General features: G+C 73.0%; 21 protein-coding genes. 12 read left to right on the forward strand and 9 right to left on the reverse strand.

Annotated elements, in window-relative coordinates:
- Positions 1 to 14: 14 nt before the first annotated feature.
- The 4 genes from QRT03_RS15690 to QRT03_RS15705 are packed head-to-tail and all read right to left on the reverse strand — an operon-like array spanning position 15 to position 4,069.
- A complete protein-coding gene (locus tag QRT03_RS15690) occupies positions 15 to 854 on the reverse strand; it encodes a mycofactocin-coupled SDR family oxidoreductase (RefSeq protein WP_286053837.1) in 840 nt (279 codons plus the stop codon).
- Positions 855 to 865: 11 nt separating this feature from the next.
- Positions 866 to 2,437, reverse strand: coding sequence for an AMP-binding protein (locus tag QRT03_RS15695; protein WP_286053838.1), 1,572 nt, complete (start codon positions 2,435 to 2,437; stop codon positions 866 to 868).
- Position 2,438: 1 nt separating this feature from the next.
- A complete protein-coding gene (locus QRT03_RS15700) occupies positions 2,439 to 2,849 on the reverse strand; it encodes a nuclear transport factor 2 family protein (RefSeq protein ID WP_286053839.1) in 411 nt (136 codons plus the stop codon).
- Positions 2,846 to 4,069: a cytochrome P450 gene (locus QRT03_RS15705; RefSeq protein WP_286053840.1), complete on the reverse strand. Its 1,224-nt coding sequence runs from the start codon at positions 4,067 to 4,069 to the stop codon at positions 2,846 to 2,848. Before QRT03_RS15705 ends, QRT03_RS15700 begins: the two co-directional genes overlap by 4 nt.
- 185 nt (positions 4,070 to 4,254) lie before the next feature.
- Here QRT03_RS15705 and QRT03_RS15710 point away from each other — a divergent pair, with 185 nt between their 5' ends.
- Genes QRT03_RS15710 through QRT03_RS15730 form a run of 5 tightly spaced genes read left to right on the forward strand, consistent with a single transcriptional unit; the run spans position 4,255 to position 8,639 of the window.
- The gene (locus QRT03_RS15710; protein WP_286053841.1) at positions 4,255 to 5,646 is read left to right on the forward strand and encodes a phytoene desaturase family protein; all 1,392 of its coding nucleotides are present in this window, start codon (positions 4,255 to 4,257) and stop codon (positions 5,644 to 5,646) included.
- Positions 5,646 to 6,752: an LLM class flavin-dependent oxidoreductase gene (locus QRT03_RS15715; protein WP_286053842.1), complete on the forward strand. Its 1,107-nt coding sequence runs from the start codon at positions 5,646 to 5,648 to the stop codon at positions 6,750 to 6,752. The genes QRT03_RS15710 and QRT03_RS15715 overlap by 1 nt, the downstream gene beginning before the upstream one ends.
- Positions 6,749 to 7,138: a nuclear transport factor 2 family protein gene (locus QRT03_RS15720; RefSeq protein WP_286053843.1), complete on the forward strand. Its 390-nt coding sequence runs from the start codon at positions 6,749 to 6,751 to the stop codon at positions 7,136 to 7,138. Before QRT03_RS15715 ends, QRT03_RS15720 begins: the two co-directional genes overlap by 4 nt.
- Positions 7,135 to 8,127: an LLM class flavin-dependent oxidoreductase gene (locus QRT03_RS15725; RefSeq protein WP_286053844.1), complete on the forward strand. Its 993-nt coding sequence runs from the start codon at positions 7,135 to 7,137 to the stop codon at positions 8,125 to 8,127. Before QRT03_RS15720 ends, QRT03_RS15725 begins: the two co-directional genes overlap by 4 nt.
- Complete coding sequence (locus tag QRT03_RS15730) at positions 8,124 to 8,639, forward strand: VOC family protein (RefSeq protein ID WP_286053845.1); 516 nt, start codon at positions 8,124 to 8,126, stop codon at positions 8,637 to 8,639. The genes QRT03_RS15725 and QRT03_RS15730 overlap by 4 nt, the downstream gene beginning before the upstream one ends.
- A gap of 132 nt (positions 8,640 to 8,771) precedes the next feature.
- On the opposite strand, the gene QRT03_RS15735 is transcribed toward QRT03_RS15730, so the two are convergent.
- The 3 genes from QRT03_RS15735 to ychF form a co-directional block, all read right to left on the reverse strand.
- Positions 8,772 to 8,942: a hypothetical protein gene (locus QRT03_RS15735; protein ID WP_286053846.1), complete on the reverse strand. Its 171-nt coding sequence runs from the start codon at positions 8,940 to 8,942 to the stop codon at positions 8,772 to 8,774.
- Between the two features lie 239 nt (positions 8,943 to 9,181).
- A complete protein-coding gene (locus QRT03_RS15740; protein WP_286053847.1) occupies positions 9,182 to 9,379 on the reverse strand; it encodes a type II toxin-antitoxin system VapB family antitoxin in 198 nt (65 codons plus the stop codon).
- Between the two features lie 69 nt (positions 9,380 to 9,448).
- Positions 9,449 to 10,522, reverse strand: coding sequence for a redox-regulated ATPase YchF (gene ychF, locus QRT03_RS15745; RefSeq protein WP_286053848.1), 1,074 nt, complete (start codon positions 10,520 to 10,522; stop codon positions 9,449 to 9,451).
- Positions 10,523 to 10,615: 93 nt separating this feature from the next.
- On the opposite strand from ychF, the gene QRT03_RS15750 reads away from it, so the two are divergent.
- From QRT03_RS15750 to QRT03_RS15760, 3 genes are all read left to right on the forward strand, one after another.
- Complete coding sequence (locus QRT03_RS15750; RefSeq protein ID WP_286053849.1) at positions 10,616 to 11,122, forward strand: methylated-DNA--[protein]-cysteine S-methyltransferase; 507 nt, start codon at positions 10,616 to 10,618, stop codon at positions 11,120 to 11,122.
- 46 nt (positions 11,123 to 11,168) lie between these two features.
- The gene (locus QRT03_RS15755; protein WP_286053850.1) at positions 11,169 to 12,458 is read left to right on the forward strand and encodes a DNA recombination protein RmuC; all 1,290 of its coding nucleotides are present in this window, start codon (positions 11,169 to 11,171) and stop codon (positions 12,456 to 12,458) included.
- A gap of 109 nt (positions 12,459 to 12,567) precedes the next feature.
- The gene (locus QRT03_RS15760; RefSeq protein ID WP_286053851.1) at positions 12,568 to 13,731 is read left to right on the forward strand and encodes a DUF6542 domain-containing protein; all 1,164 of its coding nucleotides are present in this window, start codon (positions 12,568 to 12,570) and stop codon (positions 13,729 to 13,731) included.
- Between the two features lie 73 nt (positions 13,732 to 13,804).
- On the opposite strand, the gene QRT03_RS15765 is transcribed toward QRT03_RS15760, so the two are convergent.
- Entirely contained in the window at positions 13,805 to 14,794 is a 990-nt protein-coding gene (locus tag QRT03_RS15765) for a 4-hydroxy-3-methylbut-2-enyl diphosphate reductase (protein WP_286053852.1), read from the reverse strand.
- A gap of 118 nt (positions 14,795 to 14,912) precedes the next feature.
- Between QRT03_RS15765 and QRT03_RS15770 the strand changes: the two genes are divergently transcribed.
- Genes QRT03_RS15770 through QRT03_RS15785 form a run of 4 tightly spaced genes read left to right on the forward strand, consistent with a single transcriptional unit; the run spans position 14,913 to position 17,890 of the window.
- On the forward strand, positions 14,913 to 15,437 hold the full coding sequence (locus QRT03_RS15770; protein WP_286053853.1) for a lipid droplet-associated protein: 525 nt from the start codon (positions 14,913 to 14,915) through the stop codon (positions 15,435 to 15,437).
- A complete protein-coding gene (gene xseA / locus QRT03_RS15775) occupies positions 15,434 to 16,660 on the forward strand; it encodes an exodeoxyribonuclease VII large subunit (protein ID WP_286053854.1) in 1,227 nt (408 codons plus the stop codon). Before QRT03_RS15770 ends, xseA begins: the two co-directional genes overlap by 4 nt.
- Before the next feature lie 60 nt (positions 16,661 to 16,720).
- Positions 16,721 to 16,945 (forward strand): exodeoxyribonuclease VII small subunit, encoded by a 225-nt coding sequence (locus tag QRT03_RS15780; protein WP_286053855.1) that lies wholly within the window; start codon positions 16,721 to 16,723, stop codon positions 16,943 to 16,945.
- A gap of 6 nt (positions 16,946 to 16,951) precedes the next feature.
- The gene (locus tag QRT03_RS15785) at positions 16,952 to 17,890 is read left to right on the forward strand and encodes a hypothetical protein (RefSeq protein ID WP_286053856.1); all 939 of its coding nucleotides are present in this window, start codon (positions 16,952 to 16,954) and stop codon (positions 17,888 to 17,890) included.
- Here QRT03_RS15785 and QRT03_RS15790 read toward each other — a convergent pair.
- Complete coding sequence (locus tag QRT03_RS15790) at positions 17,882 to 18,430, reverse strand: DUF4245 domain-containing protein (protein WP_286053857.1); 549 nt, start codon at positions 18,428 to 18,430, stop codon at positions 17,882 to 17,884. The two genes, QRT03_RS15785 and QRT03_RS15790, sit on opposite strands and share 9 nt — an antisense overlap.
- Between the last annotated feature and the right edge of the window lie 18 nt (positions 18,431 to 18,448).

Here is an 18,448-nt window from a genome sequence, read left to right on the forward strand (position 1 = left end):
CGTTGCGGGTCGGGTCACCTGACGGCGGCGCCGGCGTCGACCGGCAACGTCGCGCCGGTGACGTAGCGGGCCTCGTCGGAGGCCAGGAAGAGCACGGCGTTCGAGACGTCGACCGGGTCGATCCACGGCACCTCGAGCGCGTTCAGCGAGGTGAACCCGGCGATGGCCTTGTCCTGCGTGGGCTCGGGGTCGCCGGGCGCGAACATCCCCCAGGTCCCCGGGTTCTGGATCATGTGCGTGTCGACGTTCGTCGGGTGCACGGTGTTGACGCGGATCCGGTACGGCGCGAGCTCGTTGGCGAGCGTGCGCATCAGCCCGACGATCCCGTGCTTGGCCGAGACGTAGTGGCCGACCTGCTGGATGCCCTTGAAGCCGCCGATCGAGGAGATGAACACCATCGAGCCGCCGCGGCCGGCCTCGATGAGGTGCGGGATCGCGGCCTTCGCGCTGTGCCAGACGCCGGTGAGGTTGACGTCGAGCATGTCCTGCCAGGTCGTCTCGTCGAGCTCCCACGCCCGGCCGTAGCTCGCGATGCCGGCGTTGGCGACGACCGTGTCGAGCCCGCCGAGCTCCGCGATCCCCTCGGCGACGGCGGCGTCGAGCGCGGGCTGGTCGCGGACGTCGGCCTGCCGCGCGACGACCCGTCGCCCGGTCTTCTCGACCTCGGCGACGGTCTCGTCCAGGTCCTCCGGCGTGGCCGGCGGGTACTTGCCGGTGACGCTGTCGATCCCCGCGCAGGAGTCGACGGCGATGATGTCCGCGCCCTCCTCGGCGAGGCGCACCGCGTGACTGCGGCCCTGCCCGCGGGCCGCCCCGGTGATCAGTACGACCTTGCCCTGCATGCGTCCACTCACGGGCCCGCTCCCTAGACCGTGCGCGCCCGGTCGCCCCAGTACGGGGCGCGCAGGTCGCGCTTGAGGATCTTCCCGGTGGGCGCCTTCGGGAGTTCGGCCACGAACTCCACCGACCGGGGCTTCTGGTACGAGGCGAGGTGCGCGCGGGCGGTGTCGACGATGTCGGCCTCGGTCGCGCTCGTGTCCGGCTTGAGCACGACGAAGGCCTTGACGCTCTCGCCCCACTCGTCGTCGGGCACGCCGATCACCGCGCACTCCAGCACGGCGGGGTGGTGCGCGACGGCCTCCTCGACCTGCACCGAGTAGATGTTCTCCCCGCCGGAGATGATCATGTCCTTGGCGCGGTCGACGATGAACACGTAGCGCTCGTCGTCCCAGGTGGCGAGGTCACCGGTCCACATCCACCCGTCGCGCAGGGTGTCCGCGGTGAGGTCGGGGCGGTTCCAGTAGCCCGCCATGTTCGCCTCGGAGCGCACGACGATCTGGCCGACGGTGGCGCCGTCGGTGGGCACCGGGACGCCGTCGGGATCGACGACGCGCACCGACGTCACGAACCCCTCGCGCCCGCACGACTGCAGGCGTTCGGGGTGCACGCCGTTGACCGCGGCGTGGTGGTCCTCCTGGGCGAGGAAGCACATCGTGGTGCCCTCGGTCTGGCCGTAGCCCTGGATCAGCGTGCAGGGGAAGGCCTGCAGCGCGTTCTTCACCACCGCCGAGGGCATCGGCCCGCCGCCGTACTGGATGTTGCGCAGGCTCGCGATGTCGTAGCCCGAGAAGCCCGGCACGGCCATCATCCAGTTGAGCATCGTGGTGATGCCGAGGAACGCCGAGACGCGTTCGGCCTCGATGATCTCCAGCGAGCGTCTCGCCTCGAAGTTCATGAGCACCAGCGGGCAGCCGTGGCGCATGTAGTTCATCGAGAGCACGACCGGGATGTGGTACATCTGCCCGGTCAGCATGTAGACGTCGGTCGGCACGATGCGCTCGGCGACGGTCTGGTTGAGCATGCCGAACGAGGCGCTGCGGTGCGTGTGCAACGCGCCCTTCGAGGCTCCCGTCGTCCCGCCGGTGTAGAGGATGAAGAACGGGTCGTCGTCGCCGACCGCGGCCGAGTCGGCCGGCTCGTCGGCGGGCGACGCGGCCAGCAGGTCCTCGTAGCTGCCGTCGGAGCCGGGCCCGTAGCCCAGCCAGTGCTCAATGTCGACCAGGGCCCCGAGCTCCCGGCCGGTCTCGGCCCACTCCCCCGCCACGACGATCGCCCGCGGGGCGCCGTCGGCGACGATCCGGGCGAGTTCGCCGACGACGAGCCGCCAGTTCAGCGGCTGGACGACCAGACCCGCACGGCCGGCGGCGTAGTAGATCTCCTGGAACTCGGTGGAGTTCTTCGCGAGCACCGCGACGCGGTCGCCCCGCTGCAGCGCGAGCCCGTCCGGACGCCGCCCGCGCAGGCCGTTCGCGAGCCGGCGGACCCGCTCGTCGAGGTCCCGCCAGGAGGTGCGGGAGCCGATGGTCGTGTCCACGACGGCGTCCGCGTGCGGCGTGAGCGCCGCCCACTTCTCCGGGATGCGGCCGATGTTGACCATCTCAGTAGGGCAGGTCGAGGTAGACGTACCGGTCGGCGATGAGCCACTCACCGTCGCGACGGGTCAGCTCGTCGCGGTACCAGCCGCTGGAGAGCACCCGGATCGCGCCGTGCTCGATCGAGAGCAGCGTCAGGTTGGAGACGACCGTCGCCCCGTCGTCGGTCTCCTTGTCCACCCAGAGGTTCGACAGGTTGTGGCGGCGCTGGTCGGTCTGGGCCGCCATCGAGTCCGCGTGGAGGGCACGGATCGCGGCCCGGCCCTCGAACGGCCCGACGAGGTCGCCGTCGCGGCCGATGCGCAGGCTCATCCGCGCGTCGTCGGCGAAGCAGCGGGCGATCAGGTCCGGGTCGGCCTCGTCGTAGCCCCACGAGGCCCGACCGAGCAGGTTCTCGAACTCGGCGCGAGCGGTCACGGCGTCCCTCCGGTGGGCGTGAAGTCGAGGAGCAGGCGGTCGGGCGCACGGGTGAACACCCCGGTCTCCGGGGGCGGCTCACCGTCGGCGAAGCGGATGTCGGCCATGGCGTCGAGCAGGTCGTTGATCCCGACGTCGAGCTCGAAGCGGGAGAGCAGGGCGCCCACGCAGAAATGGCGGCCGAGGCAGAAGGCGAGGTGGTCGGCCGCGGCGGTGAACGCGGCGTCACCGAGCCCGGGCCGCGTCACGTCGAACTCGTCGGGACGCTCGACGTGCCGCTCGTCGCGGTTCGCCGCCCCGATCAGGCACGTGACGGTGGCCCCGGCCGGGATGACCCCGCCAGAGAGCTCCACGTCCTCGGCGGGCTGTCGCATGATCATGTGGACCGGCGGGCTGAAGCGCAGGGTCTCGGCGAAGGCGGCATCGATCAGCGAGCGGTCCTCGCGCACGGCCGCCATCTGCTCGGGGTGGGCGACCAGGTTGCGCATGACGCTGGCGATGGCCTTGTCGGTGGTCTCGCCGCCGGCGGTGAGCAGCAGGCTGCAGAACGCCTTGATCTCCTCGTCGGACATCGACTCGCCGTCGATCTCGGCGGCGCACAGCACCGAGAGCAGGTCGTCGCCCGGCGCGGCCCGGCGCTCCTGGATGCGCGGGATCATGTAGGCCTCGAAGTCGGCCTTCGTGCGCAGCCCCTCGGCCGCCACGGCCTCGTCCCCGGCGAGGTTCCCGAGGAACCCCATGATCGACGTGTACCAGGCGTGGAAGCGGTCGTGATCGGTGCGCGGCAGCCCGAGCATGTCGACGATGACGTTGATCGGGAAGCGCGTCGCGTAGGCGTCGACGAGATCGACGTGACCCGCCGTGCGGAAGGCGTCGACGAGGTCGCGGGAGTTGCGGCGGATCGTGGGGCCGAACCGCTCGGTCAGTTCGCGCCCGCGGAACGCGGGGGCGACGAGGGCGCGGTGGGTGGCGTGCTCGCGCCCCTCCATCTGCAGGATCGTGCGGCCGTGGACCGGCTCGAGCTGCCACGCGTAGTTCTCGCTGGTGAACGCCGGGTCGCGGAACGCTCGACGGACGTCGTCGTACCGGCTGACGACGTAGGTGTTCATCGCCTCGTGGAAGTGCAGCGGGAAGTCGTCACGCAGCACGCGGTAGGCGGTGTACGGGTCCCGGGCGAACTCCGCGGAGAGGATGTCCGGCGGCTCGAGCGTGGCCGTCATGATCCCCCCGACCTGCGACGACGTCGTCGCCAGCCCATTGTCTACCGGTCGTTTGGTACTGAGCGAGACTAGCATCACACCCGGGCTCGTCAAGCGCCTCGACGGCCGCTCCAGCGCCTGCTTGACCCGCGTGATGGCGCTTTGCGAAGCTTCTCGAACGGTCGTTTGGTAGACGAGGAGGCGCGGTGACGAAGTACGACGTCGTGGTCGTCGGGGCCGGCGCCGCGGGCCTGACCGCCGCGAGCCTGCTGGCGGTCGAGGGCAAGCGGGTGTGCCTGCTGGAACGCTCCCCGTACCTCGGGGGGCGTGGCATGGCCGTGCCCGACGAGGGCTTCACCGTCAACGTCGGCGGCCATCTGATCGAGGACCCGGGGTCGGGGCTGACCAAGGTCTTCGAGCACGTCGGGAAGACGCTGCAGCACGGCGAGGTCTCCGCCGAGATGCCCGTCTGGGACCACGAACGGAACCGCTGGGGCTCCATCCGCGACCGCTACGCCGGCAGCAAGGGCGAGCTGAAGAAGGTCATCAAGGCCCTGCTCGCGACGGAGTGGGACGAGCTCGACCAGTGGGACGACCGTCCGCTGCGGCAGTGGCTGCACCAGCACACCGACGACCAGGGGGTGATCGACCTCTTCGAGTTCATCACCGTGCTCGAGTGCATGACCGACAACTGGTGGGACCACTCCGCCAGCGACAACCTCTTCCCCCGCAAGATGCACTTCGCCGAGCGGAACACCGCGGCCTACTCCTGCTGGCCGGGCCAGGGCTGGGACGGCATGTGGGCCGACCTCGCCGACGCGTTCACGACGGCGGGTGGCGACCTCCGGCTGTCCACGCCCGTCGAGCGGGTCGTCATCGAGGACGGCGTGACGAAGGGCGTCGCGATCGCGCGGCAGCCCCGGGTCCTGCCCAACGAGTTCTTCGAGGAGGAGATCCTCGAGGCCGACCACGTCATCTGCACCCTGCCGGTCTGGCACGTGCTCGACGTCGTCGACGAGGGCGACCTGCCCGACTGGTACGCCGCGCAGATCCGGTTCCTCGCCCAGGACAGGTTCCGCATCGCCTGGCTCGGGCTCTACCTGGCGACCGAGGAGCCCGTGCACCAGTACGACCCACGGGAGCTCTCGACCTGGTTGAAGACCCCGAACACGGAGCTCGGCGGCTTCATGTTCAACCAGACCGCGATGGACCCGACGTGCTCCCCGGAGGGCACGCAGCTGCACGTGATGGGTGGCGTGTTCCCGGGTGAGAAGGGCCGGGACCGGGCGTGGCTGCGCCGCGAGATGGAGCGCTTCGAGGCCGACGTCGTGACGATGTGGCCGGGGTTCGCGAAGACGATCTGGCGCCGCCGGCACCTGGTCTTCGAGCCCAGCTTCGGCGTCATCCAGAAGCCGGGGCTGGTCGGGCGGTACCGGCCGCACTGGAAGCCGCCGCGGCCCGAGGGCCTGTGGTTCGCCGGCGAGACGTTCCGCAGTCGCGGGGTCGGCACCGACCGGGCGGCCCGGGCGGCGCTCACGGTCGTCGAGGAGTACCTGGGGCGGCGCCTCGCGACCTTCGGCGACGGGTGGCGCTACTGATGGGGATCGAGCTGGGCGTGCCGGGGCAGATCATGCCGCCCGCGTCGGCCGCCGTGAAGTTCGCGAAGCGCAGCGAGGACGAGGGCTTCGACGCCGTCTGGTGGCCCGACCACCTCATGGGCTGGCACCCGGACTCGATGTGGACGCCCGACCTCACCCCGCTCGCCGACGTGCAGCCCAACCCGCACGTCTACTTCGACCCCGCCGTCATGATGGGCGTGGTCGGGGCCGCGACCGAGCGCATCCGGGTCGGGGTGTGCGTCACCGACCTGATCCGCCGCAACCCGGCGATGGCCGCGCAGACCGCGCTGACGCTGGACCACGTCACCGGCGGGCGGGCGATCATCGGGCTCGGCAGCGGGGAGCAGCTCAACGCGACGCCCTACGGGATGCCCTTCGACACCCCGGTCGCGCGGCTCGACGAGGGCATCGACGTGATGCGGCTGCTGATGACCGCCGACGGCCCGGTCGACTTCGAAGGCCGGTTCCACCAACTCGACCGCGCGGTGCTGGGGCTGATGCCGTTCGGGGAACAGCCACCCGAGATCTGGACCGCCGCTCACGGGCCGCGGATGCTGCGCCTGACCGGCCGCAAGGCCGACGGGTGGCTGCCGACGAAGCTGGGCCCGGCGGAGTACGGGTCGGCGCTGGGGACGATCCGGTCTGCGGCCGAACAGGCGGACCGCGACCCGGAGGCGATCACGCCCGGCATGCTCGGCTACGTCCTCATGGGACCCGACGCCGAGACCGTGCAGCGGCTCACCGAGGCGCCGCTGGTGCGGGCGCTGTGCGTGCTGCTCCCGGCGCAGGTGTTCCGGGACCTCGGCGTGGAGGGCCCGTATCCCGACGGGTCGGGGTTCCACGACTTCATCCCGACCGCCATCGACCGCGCCGAGTCGCTGCGGATCATCGACGCGATCCCACCCGCCGTCGTGCGGCACTACGCCTTCTGCGGGACGCCGGCGGAGGTCGCCGAGCAGGTCGAGGAGTACGTGGAGCAGGGCCTGCGGCACCTCGTGATGTGGAACATCACCGCGTTCGGCGACCCGTCGCTGGCCCGGTGGTCGTTCTCGGCGATGTCCGAGCTGCGGAAGCGGTTGTCGTGATCGCGCTGCCCGAGGTCGTTGCCCGCTACTTCGCCGCGATCAACGCCGAGGACTACGACGCGCTGGGGCCGGTGTTCGCGCCGGACGCCGTGTTACGAGCCGTCGGTGGGATCGAACGCCGTGGACGCGTGGAGATCGTCGCGCACTTTCCCAAGGTCCTCGCCGGGCTGCCGGAGCACGACGACGAGCCGACCCGCGCCGTCGTCGGGACCCTCGACGACCACCCCGTGGTGACGGTCGAGATCCGCTTCGTCGGGCGGACCCCGGGCGGCGCGCCGGTCGAGTTCGACGCCGTGGACGTGTTCGACCTGGCGCCGGACGGCTCGGTGATCACCGCCCTGTCGACCTGGTACGACACGGCGGCGGTGGGGCGGATGGTGTCGTGACCGGGCTCGGCGTGACGCTGCCCGTGGACGAGGGGCTGTCGGCCGGGCAGTACCTCGACCTCGCGCGGCTGGCCGAGTCGGTCGGGTTCTCCGACGTGCTGGTGGGCGAGACCGCGGGTCCCGAGGTGTTCTCGATGCTCGGCATGATCGCCGCAGCGACCTCGCGCATCCGGCTGGGGAGCGGCATCGTCGGGATCTACCCGCGGACGGCCGTGACGACGGCGCAGGGTTTCGCGACGCTGGCGTCGCTGGCCCCCGGCCGGGTGTTCGCGGGCGTGGGCGCCTCCAGCCCGATCATCGTCGGGCAGTGGCACGGGCTGTCGTTCACGGCACCGTTGTCCCGGCTGCGTGAGTACGTGGCGGCGATGCGGGCGGTGTGGTCCGGGGAGCGGACCGCGCTCGACGGTCCGCTGGTGCGCTCGCACGGCTTCCGCAGCGGGTTCGGGCGGGTGGAGGTGCCGGTGTTCGTGGCGGCGATGAATCCGCGGATGCTGCGACTGGCGGGCGCGATCGGCGACGTCGCGTTCCTGACGTGGACCCCGCCGGACGAGTACGCCGACAAGATCGCGCTCGTGCGGGAGGGGGCGCGGGAGGCCGGACGGGACCCGGCCGCCGTCGGGATCGCGGCGTCGTTCTGGGCCTATGCCGGCGACCGCCCGGACGAGGCGCGCGAGCGGATGCGGCGCTTCGTCCTGCAGTACGCGATGGTGCCGACGCACCGGCCGTCGTTCCGCGCGAGTCTCGCCGGGCTGGGCGAGGCCTCGGCGGCGTGGGAGCGCGGCGACCGGGCGGCGGCGCTGCGGGCCGTGGACGATGCGGCCGTGGACGCGATGTGCGCGTTGGGCTCGCCCGACGACGTGGCGGCGCGGGTCGAGGCGTTGCGTACGGCCGGGGTGGACCTGCCGATCGCCCTCACGCCCGGCGCGGTGGCCGGGGACCTGCAGGGCGCGGCACAGACGGTGGAGCGGCTGGGGAGGGTGTCGGTGTGATCCCCGACGACGTCGGGCTGCTGCGGCTCGACCACGTGGCGATCGCGGTCGCCAACCCGCGCGAGGGCGTGGCTCTGTACCGGGACGTGCTGGGCGGGCGATTCCTGTTCGGCGGTGACAGCGACGAGCAGGGCATCCGGATCCTGCAGTTCGCCCTGCCCGACGGCTCGAAGGTCGAGCTCATCTCCCCCACCCGTCCCGACGCCGGCGTGGCGCGGTTTCTGGAGCGGCGCGGACCGGGCGTCCACCACCTGACGCTGGTGTTCGCGGACGTCGAGGTGGCGCTCTCCAAGCTCGCGGAGCACGGGTACGAGGTGGTGGACGTGGACCTGCGCCGCCCGGTGTGGCGGGAGGCCTACGTGCGTCCCCGGTCGGGGCTCGGGGTGCTGCTGCAGATCGTGGACTCGACGCTGCGCTGGGACGTCCCGGCCTCGCCGGAGATCACGGTCGAGCGCGTCCTCGCCGGCGACGTGGTGTTCACCGCAGACGAGACGGCCGTGCCGCGCTCCTGACGAATCGCCCTGGTGTTCAGGTCGGCTCGAGTACGCGGAGTTCCCGCTCGGGAGGCCACCCCGCGACGTCATGGCGTCATTCCAACGAACGATGCCGGGTACTGCCGGTCCGAGCCCGAACAGTTCCAGCCGTCAGTCCTCGTCCAAGGCCTCCACGACCTCGTCGGACGCGGTTCGGCGACCGATACGTATCGTCGGGAAGCCCGATCGAGCGTCGAACTCGATGGCCTGCCTTCCACCGCCGACCGGGCCTTCGCCCGTGTCCGCGACAGCGGTGGCCTCGCCCTCGTACTCCGCGCTCACGGTCTGCTGCCCTTCGACCCAAGATCTGTACCTGCCCCCGCACATGTCTGTCCGGCCGAGAGCCAGTGCACCATCGCGTCGCGCCGAGCGATCGAGGAGTACCTGGCGGGAGCTGGAGGCGCGGCGGATGACGCGCCACAGCCACCACCAGGTCGATGAAGCGGAAATCGAGCAGCCGTCGGAGGGCAGGGGTTCGGTCCGCTGCAGGTGATCGATCCACACCGACGTGTCGACCAGGATCAGGCGACCCCACCGCGCCGCCGCGGCGCCGCCGTCGTAGCCGGATCCGAGCCCCCGAGAGCAGCGAGCCGACGGGCACTCTCGATGCGTACGAGGGTCTCCAGGCCTGCACGCAGGAGTGCGGAGCGCTCTGCGATCCCGGTCAGCTCGGTCGCGTGGGCAACGAGATCGTCATCGAGCGTCACTGTGGTGCGCATACGCTCTCCGCATCCCGATCCACGTCATCTGATGCAGTACATGATGCCAGGCTCGGGTCGGGGAAGGGTTCAGACGTTGAAGCGGAACTCCACCACGTCGCCGTCCTGCATGACGTAGTCCTTGCCCTCCATGCGCACTTTGCCGGCGGTCTTGGCGGCGTTCATGGAGCCGGCGGTCACGAGGTCGTCGTAGGAGACGATCTCGGCCTTGATGAAGCCCTTCTGGAAGTCGGTGTGGATGACCCCGGCGGCCTCGGGCGCGGTGGCGCCGATCGGGATCGTCCAGGCGCGCGACTCCTTCGGACCCGCCGTCAGGTAGGTCTGCAGGCCCAGCGTGCGGAAGCCCGCGCGGGCGAGCGCGTCGAGGCCGGGCTCGGTCTGCCCGATCGACTCCAACAGCTCGGCCGCCGACTCGTCGTCGATCTCGAGGAGCTCCTGCTCGACCTTGGCATCCAGGAAGACCGCCTCGGCCGGCGCGACGAGCTCGGCCAGCTCCTTGCGGCGCGCGTCGTCGGTGAGAACGCCCTCGTCGGCGTTGAAGACGTAGAGGAACGGCTTGACCGTGAGGAGGTTCAGCTCGCGCAGCGCCGGCGAGTTCATCCCGGCGGAGAAGAGCGTGCGGCCCTCGTTGAGCACCGTCGCGGCCTGCTGGACCTCCTCGAGCACCGCCCGCCGGTCCTTCTGCATCCGCGACTCCTTCTCGAGCCGCGGCACCGCCTTCTCGACGGTCTGCAGGTCGGCGAGGACCAGCTCCGTCGCGATCGTCTCGATGTCGGCCGCGGCGTCGACCCGCCCGTCGACGTGCACGACGTCGTCGTCGGTGAACACCCGCACGACCTGGCAGATCGCGTCCGCCTCGCGGATGTTCGCGAGGAACTTGTTGCCCAGGCCCGCCCCCTCCGAGGCGCCCGCGACGATGCCCGCGATGTCCACGAAGCTGACCGTCGCGGGCACGACCTTCTCCGAGGAGAACATCTCGGCGAGCCGGTCCAGGCGCGGATCGCGCAGCGGGACGACACCGACGTTCGGCTCGATCGTGGCGAACGGGTAGTTCGCGGCGAGGACGTCGTTGCGGGTCAGGGCGTTGAACATCGTCGATTTGCCCACGTTGGGGAGGCCGACGATGCCGAGGGTCAAGCTCACGGGATCCCAGTCTAGGGAAACGTGGATCCGGAGCGGGCGGGCGTGCGTCGAAGTGGGTGAAGGCCTTTCCCGACGACGGATGCGGAGACTCCCGTGATCGGCTCACGATCCACCCTCGACACCCCGTTCGGCCCGTTCACCACGGTCGTGGACGGCGACGGCGTCGTCCTCGCCGCCGGCTGGACGCCCGACCCCGAACTCCGGCTCCTGCCGCTGATCCACGCCTCGCTGGCGCCCGCCGAGATCGTCGAGCGCGACGACCTCGGGGAGGTGACGAAGGCCGTGCTGGCCTGGTTGTCCGGCGACCCCTCGGCCGTGGCCTCGGTGCCGGTCCGGCAGCACGGCGGGGTCTTCATGCAGGAGCTGTGGGCGCGGATGCGGGACATCCCGGCGGGCTCGCCGGTCTCGTACACGGAGCTCGCGACGCTCGCCGGTCGTCCCCTCGCTCCCCGCGGCGCCGGGCAGGCCTGCCAGACGAACGCGATCGGGCTCTTCGTGCCGGACCACCGCGTGCGGCGGGGCGACGGGTCGCTGGGCGGGTTCCGGTGGGGGCTGGAGGTGAAGGCGAAGCTGCTGGAGATGGAGGCGAACTGGCCGTGAGCTGCAGTGATCGAGAGTGTCGGACCCCTGTGCCACCGTGCGTGGCATGACGATCTCCGGCGTGCTGGTGGGCCTGCTCCTCGGGCTGCTGCTGGGCGCGCTCGGCGGGGCCCTGGTGGCGACGCGGTTCGCCGCGGCCCGGCAGGAGGCGGCGATCGCGGAGGCGACGCGACGCTCCGGGGCGGCGGCGTCCGCGGCGCGCGCGGAGCTGGAGGCCGAGCGGCGGGCGGGCGCGGCGGCCCGCGAGTCGTTCGCGGCGCTCTCGGCCGACGCGCTCGCGGCGAACTCCGAGCAGTTCACGCGGCTGGCCGACTCCCGCATGCGCGAACGGGAGCGGGCGGTGTCCTCGCTGCTCGATCCCGTGGCCTCCACGCTGCAGCGCCTGGAGGGCCAGATGCGCAGCGCGGAGACCGAGCGGGAGGCCGCGTTCGCCGGGCTGCGCGCGCAGGTGGGCGCGGTGGCCGACTCGGCGCGGGGCGTCGCGGGCGAGACGCGGGCGCTGGCCACCGCACTGCGCACGCCGCACGTGCGGGGGCGGTGGGGCGAGATGCAGCTGGAACGGGTCGTGCACCTGGCCGGGATGGTCGAGCACTGTGACTTCGCACGGCAGTCCACGGCCGGCGTCGAGGGCGCCGCCCAGCGCCCGGACATGGTGGTGCGGTTGGCGGGTGGGAAGCAGGTCGTGGTCGACGCCAAGGTCCCGTGCGCGGCCTACCTGGAGTCCCTCGAGGCCCCCGACGAGGCCGCGCGCCGCGAGCGGGCGGCCGCGCACGCCCGGCAGCTGCGGACCCACGTCGACGCCCTGTCGGCGAAGGCGTACTGGCGCAACTTCGACCCGACGCCGGAGTTCGTGGTGATGTTCGTGCCCGGCGAGGTGTTCCTCTCGGCGGCGCTCGAGGCCGACCCGGGGCTGCTCGAGCACGCGTTCTCCGCGGACGTCGTCGTCGCCACCCCCACCACCCTGATCGCGCTGCTGCGGACGGTGGGCTACGCGTGGCGCCAGGAGTCGCTGGCCCGGGACGCCGCCGAGATCCACACGCTCGGCCGGGAGCTGCACGCGCGGCTCGCCACGCTCGGCGGGCACCTCGGCAAGCTCGGGCGGTCGCTCGACGCCGGGGTGCGGGCCTACAACGAGACAGTGGGCTCGCTGGAGTCGCGGGTGCTGGTGACGGCCCGGCGGTTCACCGAGCTCTCGGTCACGCGCGGGTCGATCGACGCCGTCGAGCAGGTCGACCGGCGAGCCCGGGTGCCGGGCGCGCCGGAACTCACCGACGAGGACGGCTCCCCAGCGTCCGAGGGGGCGGAGGAGGGCGAGGTGCATCGACTGACAGGGTGACCGGCTGCGCTGCGGTGTTCGTCCGTGTTCGGCGGATCACCGGTTCGCGTGGGTGGCCACGCGTCGCGGGGGGCCCGGCGTCGCCGGGAGCGACCGCTACCGTGATCGGGTGACCACCACGCGGGACGGCGCACCGACGTCGTCCGGTCCTGCCGAGGTGGGAGAGGCGTCGGCGTTCCCCGGGGTCCGGGGGCTGCGCTGGTGGGCGGTGCTGGTGCTCGCTCTGGTCCTCACCGCCGGTGGGGTGGCCGCCGACGTGCTGCGCACCGGCACGCTCGCGGTGATCTTCCTGGCCGCCTACCCGGCCGGGTGCGTGCTCGCGGCGGTGCTCGTCCAGCGGCGCGACATCTTCGTGCCGATGGTCCAGCCGCCGCTGCTGCTGGCCGTGTCGGTGCCGGTGGCGATCGCGGCGACCGGGTCGTTGCCGAGCTCGGGCGGCACCGTGTCCACCGCGCTGGCCGTGGGCGCCCCACTGATCAACGGGTTCCCGGCGATGGCGATCACCACGGTGGTGTGCGTGGTGATCGGCTTCATCCGCATCAAGGTCCAGCGGTGGCGGTCACCCGAGGCGGAAGGGCGTCGCGATCCGGTGCGCTCGGGCCCGTCGGGTACCGCCTCCTCCCGGGACCGTCCCCGCGACGACCGACCCCGCGAGGAGTCCGCGCGCGAACGGGAGCGGCGGGAGGCGGCCGACCGACGCGAGGCGGCCGACCGGCGCGAGGCGACGGACCGTCGGGACGCCGCGGAGCAGCGGGAGGCGGCGGAGCGGGAGCGCCGCCGGGCGAAGGAGCGGGCGCGGGCCGAGCGCGACCGCGACCTGGCCGAACGCGACCGTGCCGACCGCGAGCGCCGCGAGCGCGACCTCGCCGAGCGCGACCGCGCCCGCCGGGAACGCACGCAGGCCAAGCGCCCGAAGGAGCCACCCGAGCCGGCCCGCGCGGAGCGGGACCGCGAGGACGATCGCGAACGGTTGGCCCGCGGCGGCGCGGCGGCGAGCGAGCAGCCCGCCGCGCGCCGCTCCCCGCTCAAGGGCGCCGGCCGCGAGGACGAGCAGCCCGCGGCCCGCCGGTCCCCGCTCAAGGGCGCCGGCCGCGACGAGCAGCCGCCCGCGCGTGAGTCGGGTCCGCCGCCCGCCCGCGAGCCCGCCCGCGACGCCCGCAGCCGCGAGGAGCGGATGCGGGAGGAACGGCTGCGCGAGGAGCGCCGCGGCGGAGGCCGTCCCCCGGGGGTGCACCCGGTGCGGGAGCGCCCGCCGGAGCGGCCGCCCCGCTGAGCGCGGCGCCGAGAACCACACCACGCAGGTTCCGGGGCGCCCGAACCTGCGTCACGTCACTCTCGCGAGGTCCTCAGCGCACCGCGTCGGGACGCATGTCGCGCTTGAGCTCGCGCGGGAGCGAGAAGGTCAGCTTCTCGTTGGCGGTGGTGATCTCCTCGACCTCGCCGAAGCCGCGCTCGGCGAGCCAGTGCAGGACGTCGCCGACCAGGATCTCGGGCACGGACGCGCCGCTGGTGACCCCGACCGTCCCGACGCCGTCGAGCCAGGTCTCGTCGATCTCCCCGGCGTGGTCGACCAGGTGCGAGTCCTTGGCCCCGGCCTGCAGCGCCACCTCGACCAGGCGCACCGAGTTCGAGGAGTTCTTCGAGCCCACCACGACGACCAGGTCGCACTGCGGCGCCATCGCCTTGACCGCGACCTGGCGGTTCTGGGTGGCGTAGCAGATGTCGTCCGAGGGCGGATCGGCCAGCGCCGGGAACCGCTCCCGCAGGGCCGACACCGTCGCCATCGTCTCGTCGACCGAGAGCGTGGTCTGGGACAGCCAGATCACCTTCTCCGGGTCACGCACCTCGACCGCGGCGACCGCGTCCGGGCCGTCGACGACCTGGATGTGCTCCGGGGCCTCGCCGGAGGTCCCCTCGACCTCCTCGTGACCCTCGTGGCCGATCAGCAGGATGTCGTAGTCCTCGCGCGCGAAGCGCTTCGCCTCCTGGTGCACCTTCGTCACCAGCGGGCAGGTCGCGTCGATCGTCTTCAGCTCCCGGACGGCCGCCTCCGCGTGCACCGCGGGCGAGACGCCGTGCGCGGAGAACACCACCGTCGCGCCCTCGGGCACCTGCTCGGTGTCCTCGACGAACACCGCCCCGCGCGCGGCGAGGGTGGTGACGACGTGGCGGTTGTGGACGATCTCCTTGCGGACGTACACCGGCGGGCCGTAGGTCTCGAGGGCCTTCTCCACCGCGACGACCGCGCGGTCGACCCCGGCGCAGTAGCCGCGGGGCTTGGCCAGCAGCACCTTGCGGGTGGCGGTGGCGGTCTCGGGTGCCGAGGAGACGGACATACCTCCGAGCGTACGGATCCGGCGCCGTCGGGCACGGCGGACGGCGGTGTGACCAGCGACCACCGGGTGCGCCCGTGGCGATTCGCACACGACTGCCGCAGCCTGGCAGGGTGGGGCCATGAGTTCCCTCCCCTTCCCGGTGCGCGTCGCCGCCGGACTGGTCGTCACCGCGGTCGAGGAGGTCCAGGCCCTCCCGCGGACGGTCATCGGCCTGCCGATCACCGCCGTCAGCACCGTGCTGCAGCTGTCGATGCGGGCCCAGCAGGTCGTCACCGAGCTGGCCATCAAGGGCGACACCGCGCTCGAGGGCGCCCGCCCGGTCGAGGACGCCCCGTCGTGGGCGCGCTTCGACGACGACGTGTCCACCGCGCCAGCGTCGCTCGAGCAGGCCGCGACCAACGGCCACGCCCGCCCGCGGACGAACCGCCCCGCCATCGGCCTGGCCGAGGACACCCCGAGCGTCACCCCCGACGCCCTGCCCGGCTACGAGACGATGACGATCGCGCAGCTACGTGCGCGCCTGCGCACCCTGTCGGTCGACCAGCTCACCGAGCTGCTCGCCTGGGAGTCCGCGCACGCCGACCGCCCGCCGTTCGTCACGATGCTGACCAACCGGATCACCACCCTCACCGCGGAGCAGTGACCGGGGCCCCTCCCGAGCCGGCCACGAGCGCCGAGTCGCCGTGGCCGGTGCGCACGGTCGCGCTGAAGGTCTCGAAGTGGATCGACCGGCTCGGGCCGGTGTGGGTCGAGGGCCAGCTGACCCAGCTCACCGCCCGGACCGGGACCGCGTTCCTGACGCTGCGCGACCCGGCCGCCGACGTCTCCCTCTCCCTCACCGCGCCCGCGCAGCTCGTGCGGGAGACGGCCCTGACCGAGGGCCAGCGCGTGGTGGTGCACGGCAAGTTCTCGTTCTTCTTCGGGCGCGGCACGCTGTCGCTGCGGGTCGACGAGGTCCGGGCCGTCGGGGTCGGCGAGCTGCTCGCCCGCATCGAGCGGCTCCGGGCGCTGCTCGCCGCCGAGGGCCTGTTCGACGCCGCCCGCAAGCGGCGCCTCCCCCGCCTGCCGTCCTGCGTCGGCCTGATCACCGGTCGGGCGAGCGCGGCCGAGCATGACGTCGTCACCGTCGCGACCACCCGGTGGCCGGCCGTGCGCTTCCGGGTCGAGAACACGGCGACCCAGGGCGTCCAGGCCGTCCCGCAGATCCTCGACGCGCTCGACGTGCTCGACCGCGATCCCGCCGTCGAGGTCATCGTGATCGCCCGCGGCGGCGGCAGCGTCGAGGACCTGCTGCCCTTCTCCGACGAGGCCCTGTGCCGCGGCATCGCCCGCTGCCGCACCCCCGTCGTCACCGCGATCGGACACGAGCCCGACACCCCGCTGGTCGACCACGTCGCCGACGTCCGCGCCGCGACCCCGACCGACGCGGCCAAGCGGATCGTCCCCGACCTCGCCGAGGAGACCGCCCACCTCTCCGCGCTGCGCACCCGCGCGCGCCGGGCGCTCCACGCGTGGGTCGAGCGCGAGGACGCGGCGATCGCGCGGCTGCGCGCCCGGCCGGCGCTCGCCGATCCGCTCCGGGGGATCGACGCGCGCGGGAACGAGGTCGTGGCGCTGACCGGCCGAGCCCGCCGCGTCGTGGACCGCACCGTGCGCGAACGGGAGGCCGACGTCCGGCACCTGCGGGCCTCGCTCACCGCTCTCGGTCCGGCCGCGACCCTGGCGCGGGGCTACGCGATCGTGCAGCGGGGCGGGGAGGTCGGCTCGCCGGTCCTGCGCGGTGTGGACGAGGTCGGGCCCGGGGACGTCCTGCGGGTGCGGCTCGCCGACGGCGCCGTCACCGCCCGCCTGGAGGCCGCCGAGTGAGGGCGTCGGCCCATCGCTGACACTGGGCGTCAGGAATCGCACACGCTCGCGGAGGAGACCATGGCCGACGACGAACCCGGCTACGAGCAGGCCCGCGACGAGCTCGCGCAGGTCGTCGCGAAGCTCGAGGCCGGCGGGCTGTCGCTGGAGGACTCGCTCGCGCTCTGGGAGCGGGGCGAGGCGTTGGCCCGGGTGTGCGAACGGCACCTCGCGGGTGCGCGGGAGAAGGTCGAGGCGGTGCTCCGGGAGGCGGAGTCCGAGGACACGCCCCGTCCGTCACACTGACGCCCCATGAGCATCCCGCCCGAACAGGACTGGGAGCGCGCCATCGCGGACGCCCACGACGGCTACCACGACGAGACCCGGCGGCACCGCGACCCGGACGTCCTGGTCGACGACGTCGTCACCTGGCGGATGCTCTCCCCGCACCTGATGCGGGCGCTGGCGTTCCTGGTCGCGCCGACGGTGCTGCTGGCGATCTGGGGGGTGCTGGACTACCTCGCGTCGACGTCGGGTCCGTCGATCACCGGGCGGCTGCTGATGAACGTGCTGCTCGCCGTGATCGTGGTGCTCTACCTGGCCGGGGTCGCCGCGTTCTTCGCGCCCGCCAAGGAGCCGATCGCGGAGTACTCCCGGCTGCTCGAGAACCGCGCGGGCGCCGCCCGCGGCGCCTACGACTGGGTCACCCGGGCGGCGCGGGCCCGCCGCACGCCCGCGGAGGTCACGCCGAGCACCGTCGCCGGGGTCCCGGTCCTGCTGTTCCGCCAGCGCGCCGAGCGGGCCCTGCTGCTCGTGCAGCCCTACGGCCGTGATCTCTACGTCGGCTGGACGATGTGGCGGTCCCGGTCGACGGCGACCCTGCTCGCCCACTTCCTCCGCGACACCTTCGGCCGCTTCGCCCCGCTCCCGGTCTTCTCCGCCGAGCTGCGCGCGGCCTCGACCCGCGCGATGCGCGAGAGCGTGCACTCCCTGGCCCGCGAGGGCGTCGCGGCGGCCGCGTCGGTGGACGAGACCGACATCCCGTCCCGACGGCGGGTCGACCCGCCCGACGAGGAGCGGCCCGAGCCTCCCGAGCGCCACGCGCCCGCCGAGGCCGACCCGCCCCGCCGTCGGGAAGGACTGCCCCGATCCGCGCCGGCGGCCGACCCGACCGCCGGGTGGACCCGGGAGGAGCGCGAGTACGTCACCCGCGACGAGCCCGGGTGGGGCCCGCCGCCGCGCTCAGGGTGACTGCTGCGCCGTCGTGATCAGCTGCACGAAGCGGGCGGGCGAGGCGTTGCCGGTCACCAGCCACCGCACCCCTCCGACGTCACTCACCCAGATCGGCTCGTTCCGCTCGCCCCGGTAGGTCGCCCAGGTCAGGCCGCCCGCGCTGACCGGCTCCCCGGCCTGTGGCGCGCCGCCCTCGGACGAGACCAGCCCCTCCGGCGTGCCGTTCGACTGGACGAGGCGCGCGAACGCGTCGTCCGGGGTCAGCCACCCCAGCCGGAACGCCTCGCCGCCGGGGACGCCGCGGGTGTCCGTCGACTGCGGGATCCAGTCCGCGGGCATCGCCGGGCCCCGCACGCGGAAGGGCAGCGAGCCGGACGCCGAGCGGGTGGCCTCCGCGACGTCGATGCGCGGCACCGAGGCCCGGTCGACCGCACCGGGCGCCGACACCGAGCACGCGCGGGTCAGCCCCGTGAGGGCGAGGACGATGAGCGCCAGCACGATCGTCCCGACGGCGAACGGTCCGATGCCGCCGGTGCGGTCGGCCTTGGGCGAGCTCATGGGCTCCATCGTTCCAGT

It is taken from the genome of Actinomycetospora termitidis (genome assembly GCF_030286555.1).
Classification (GTDB): domain Bacteria; phylum Actinomycetota; class Actinomycetes; order Mycobacteriales; family Pseudonocardiaceae; genus Actinomycetospora; species Actinomycetospora termitidis.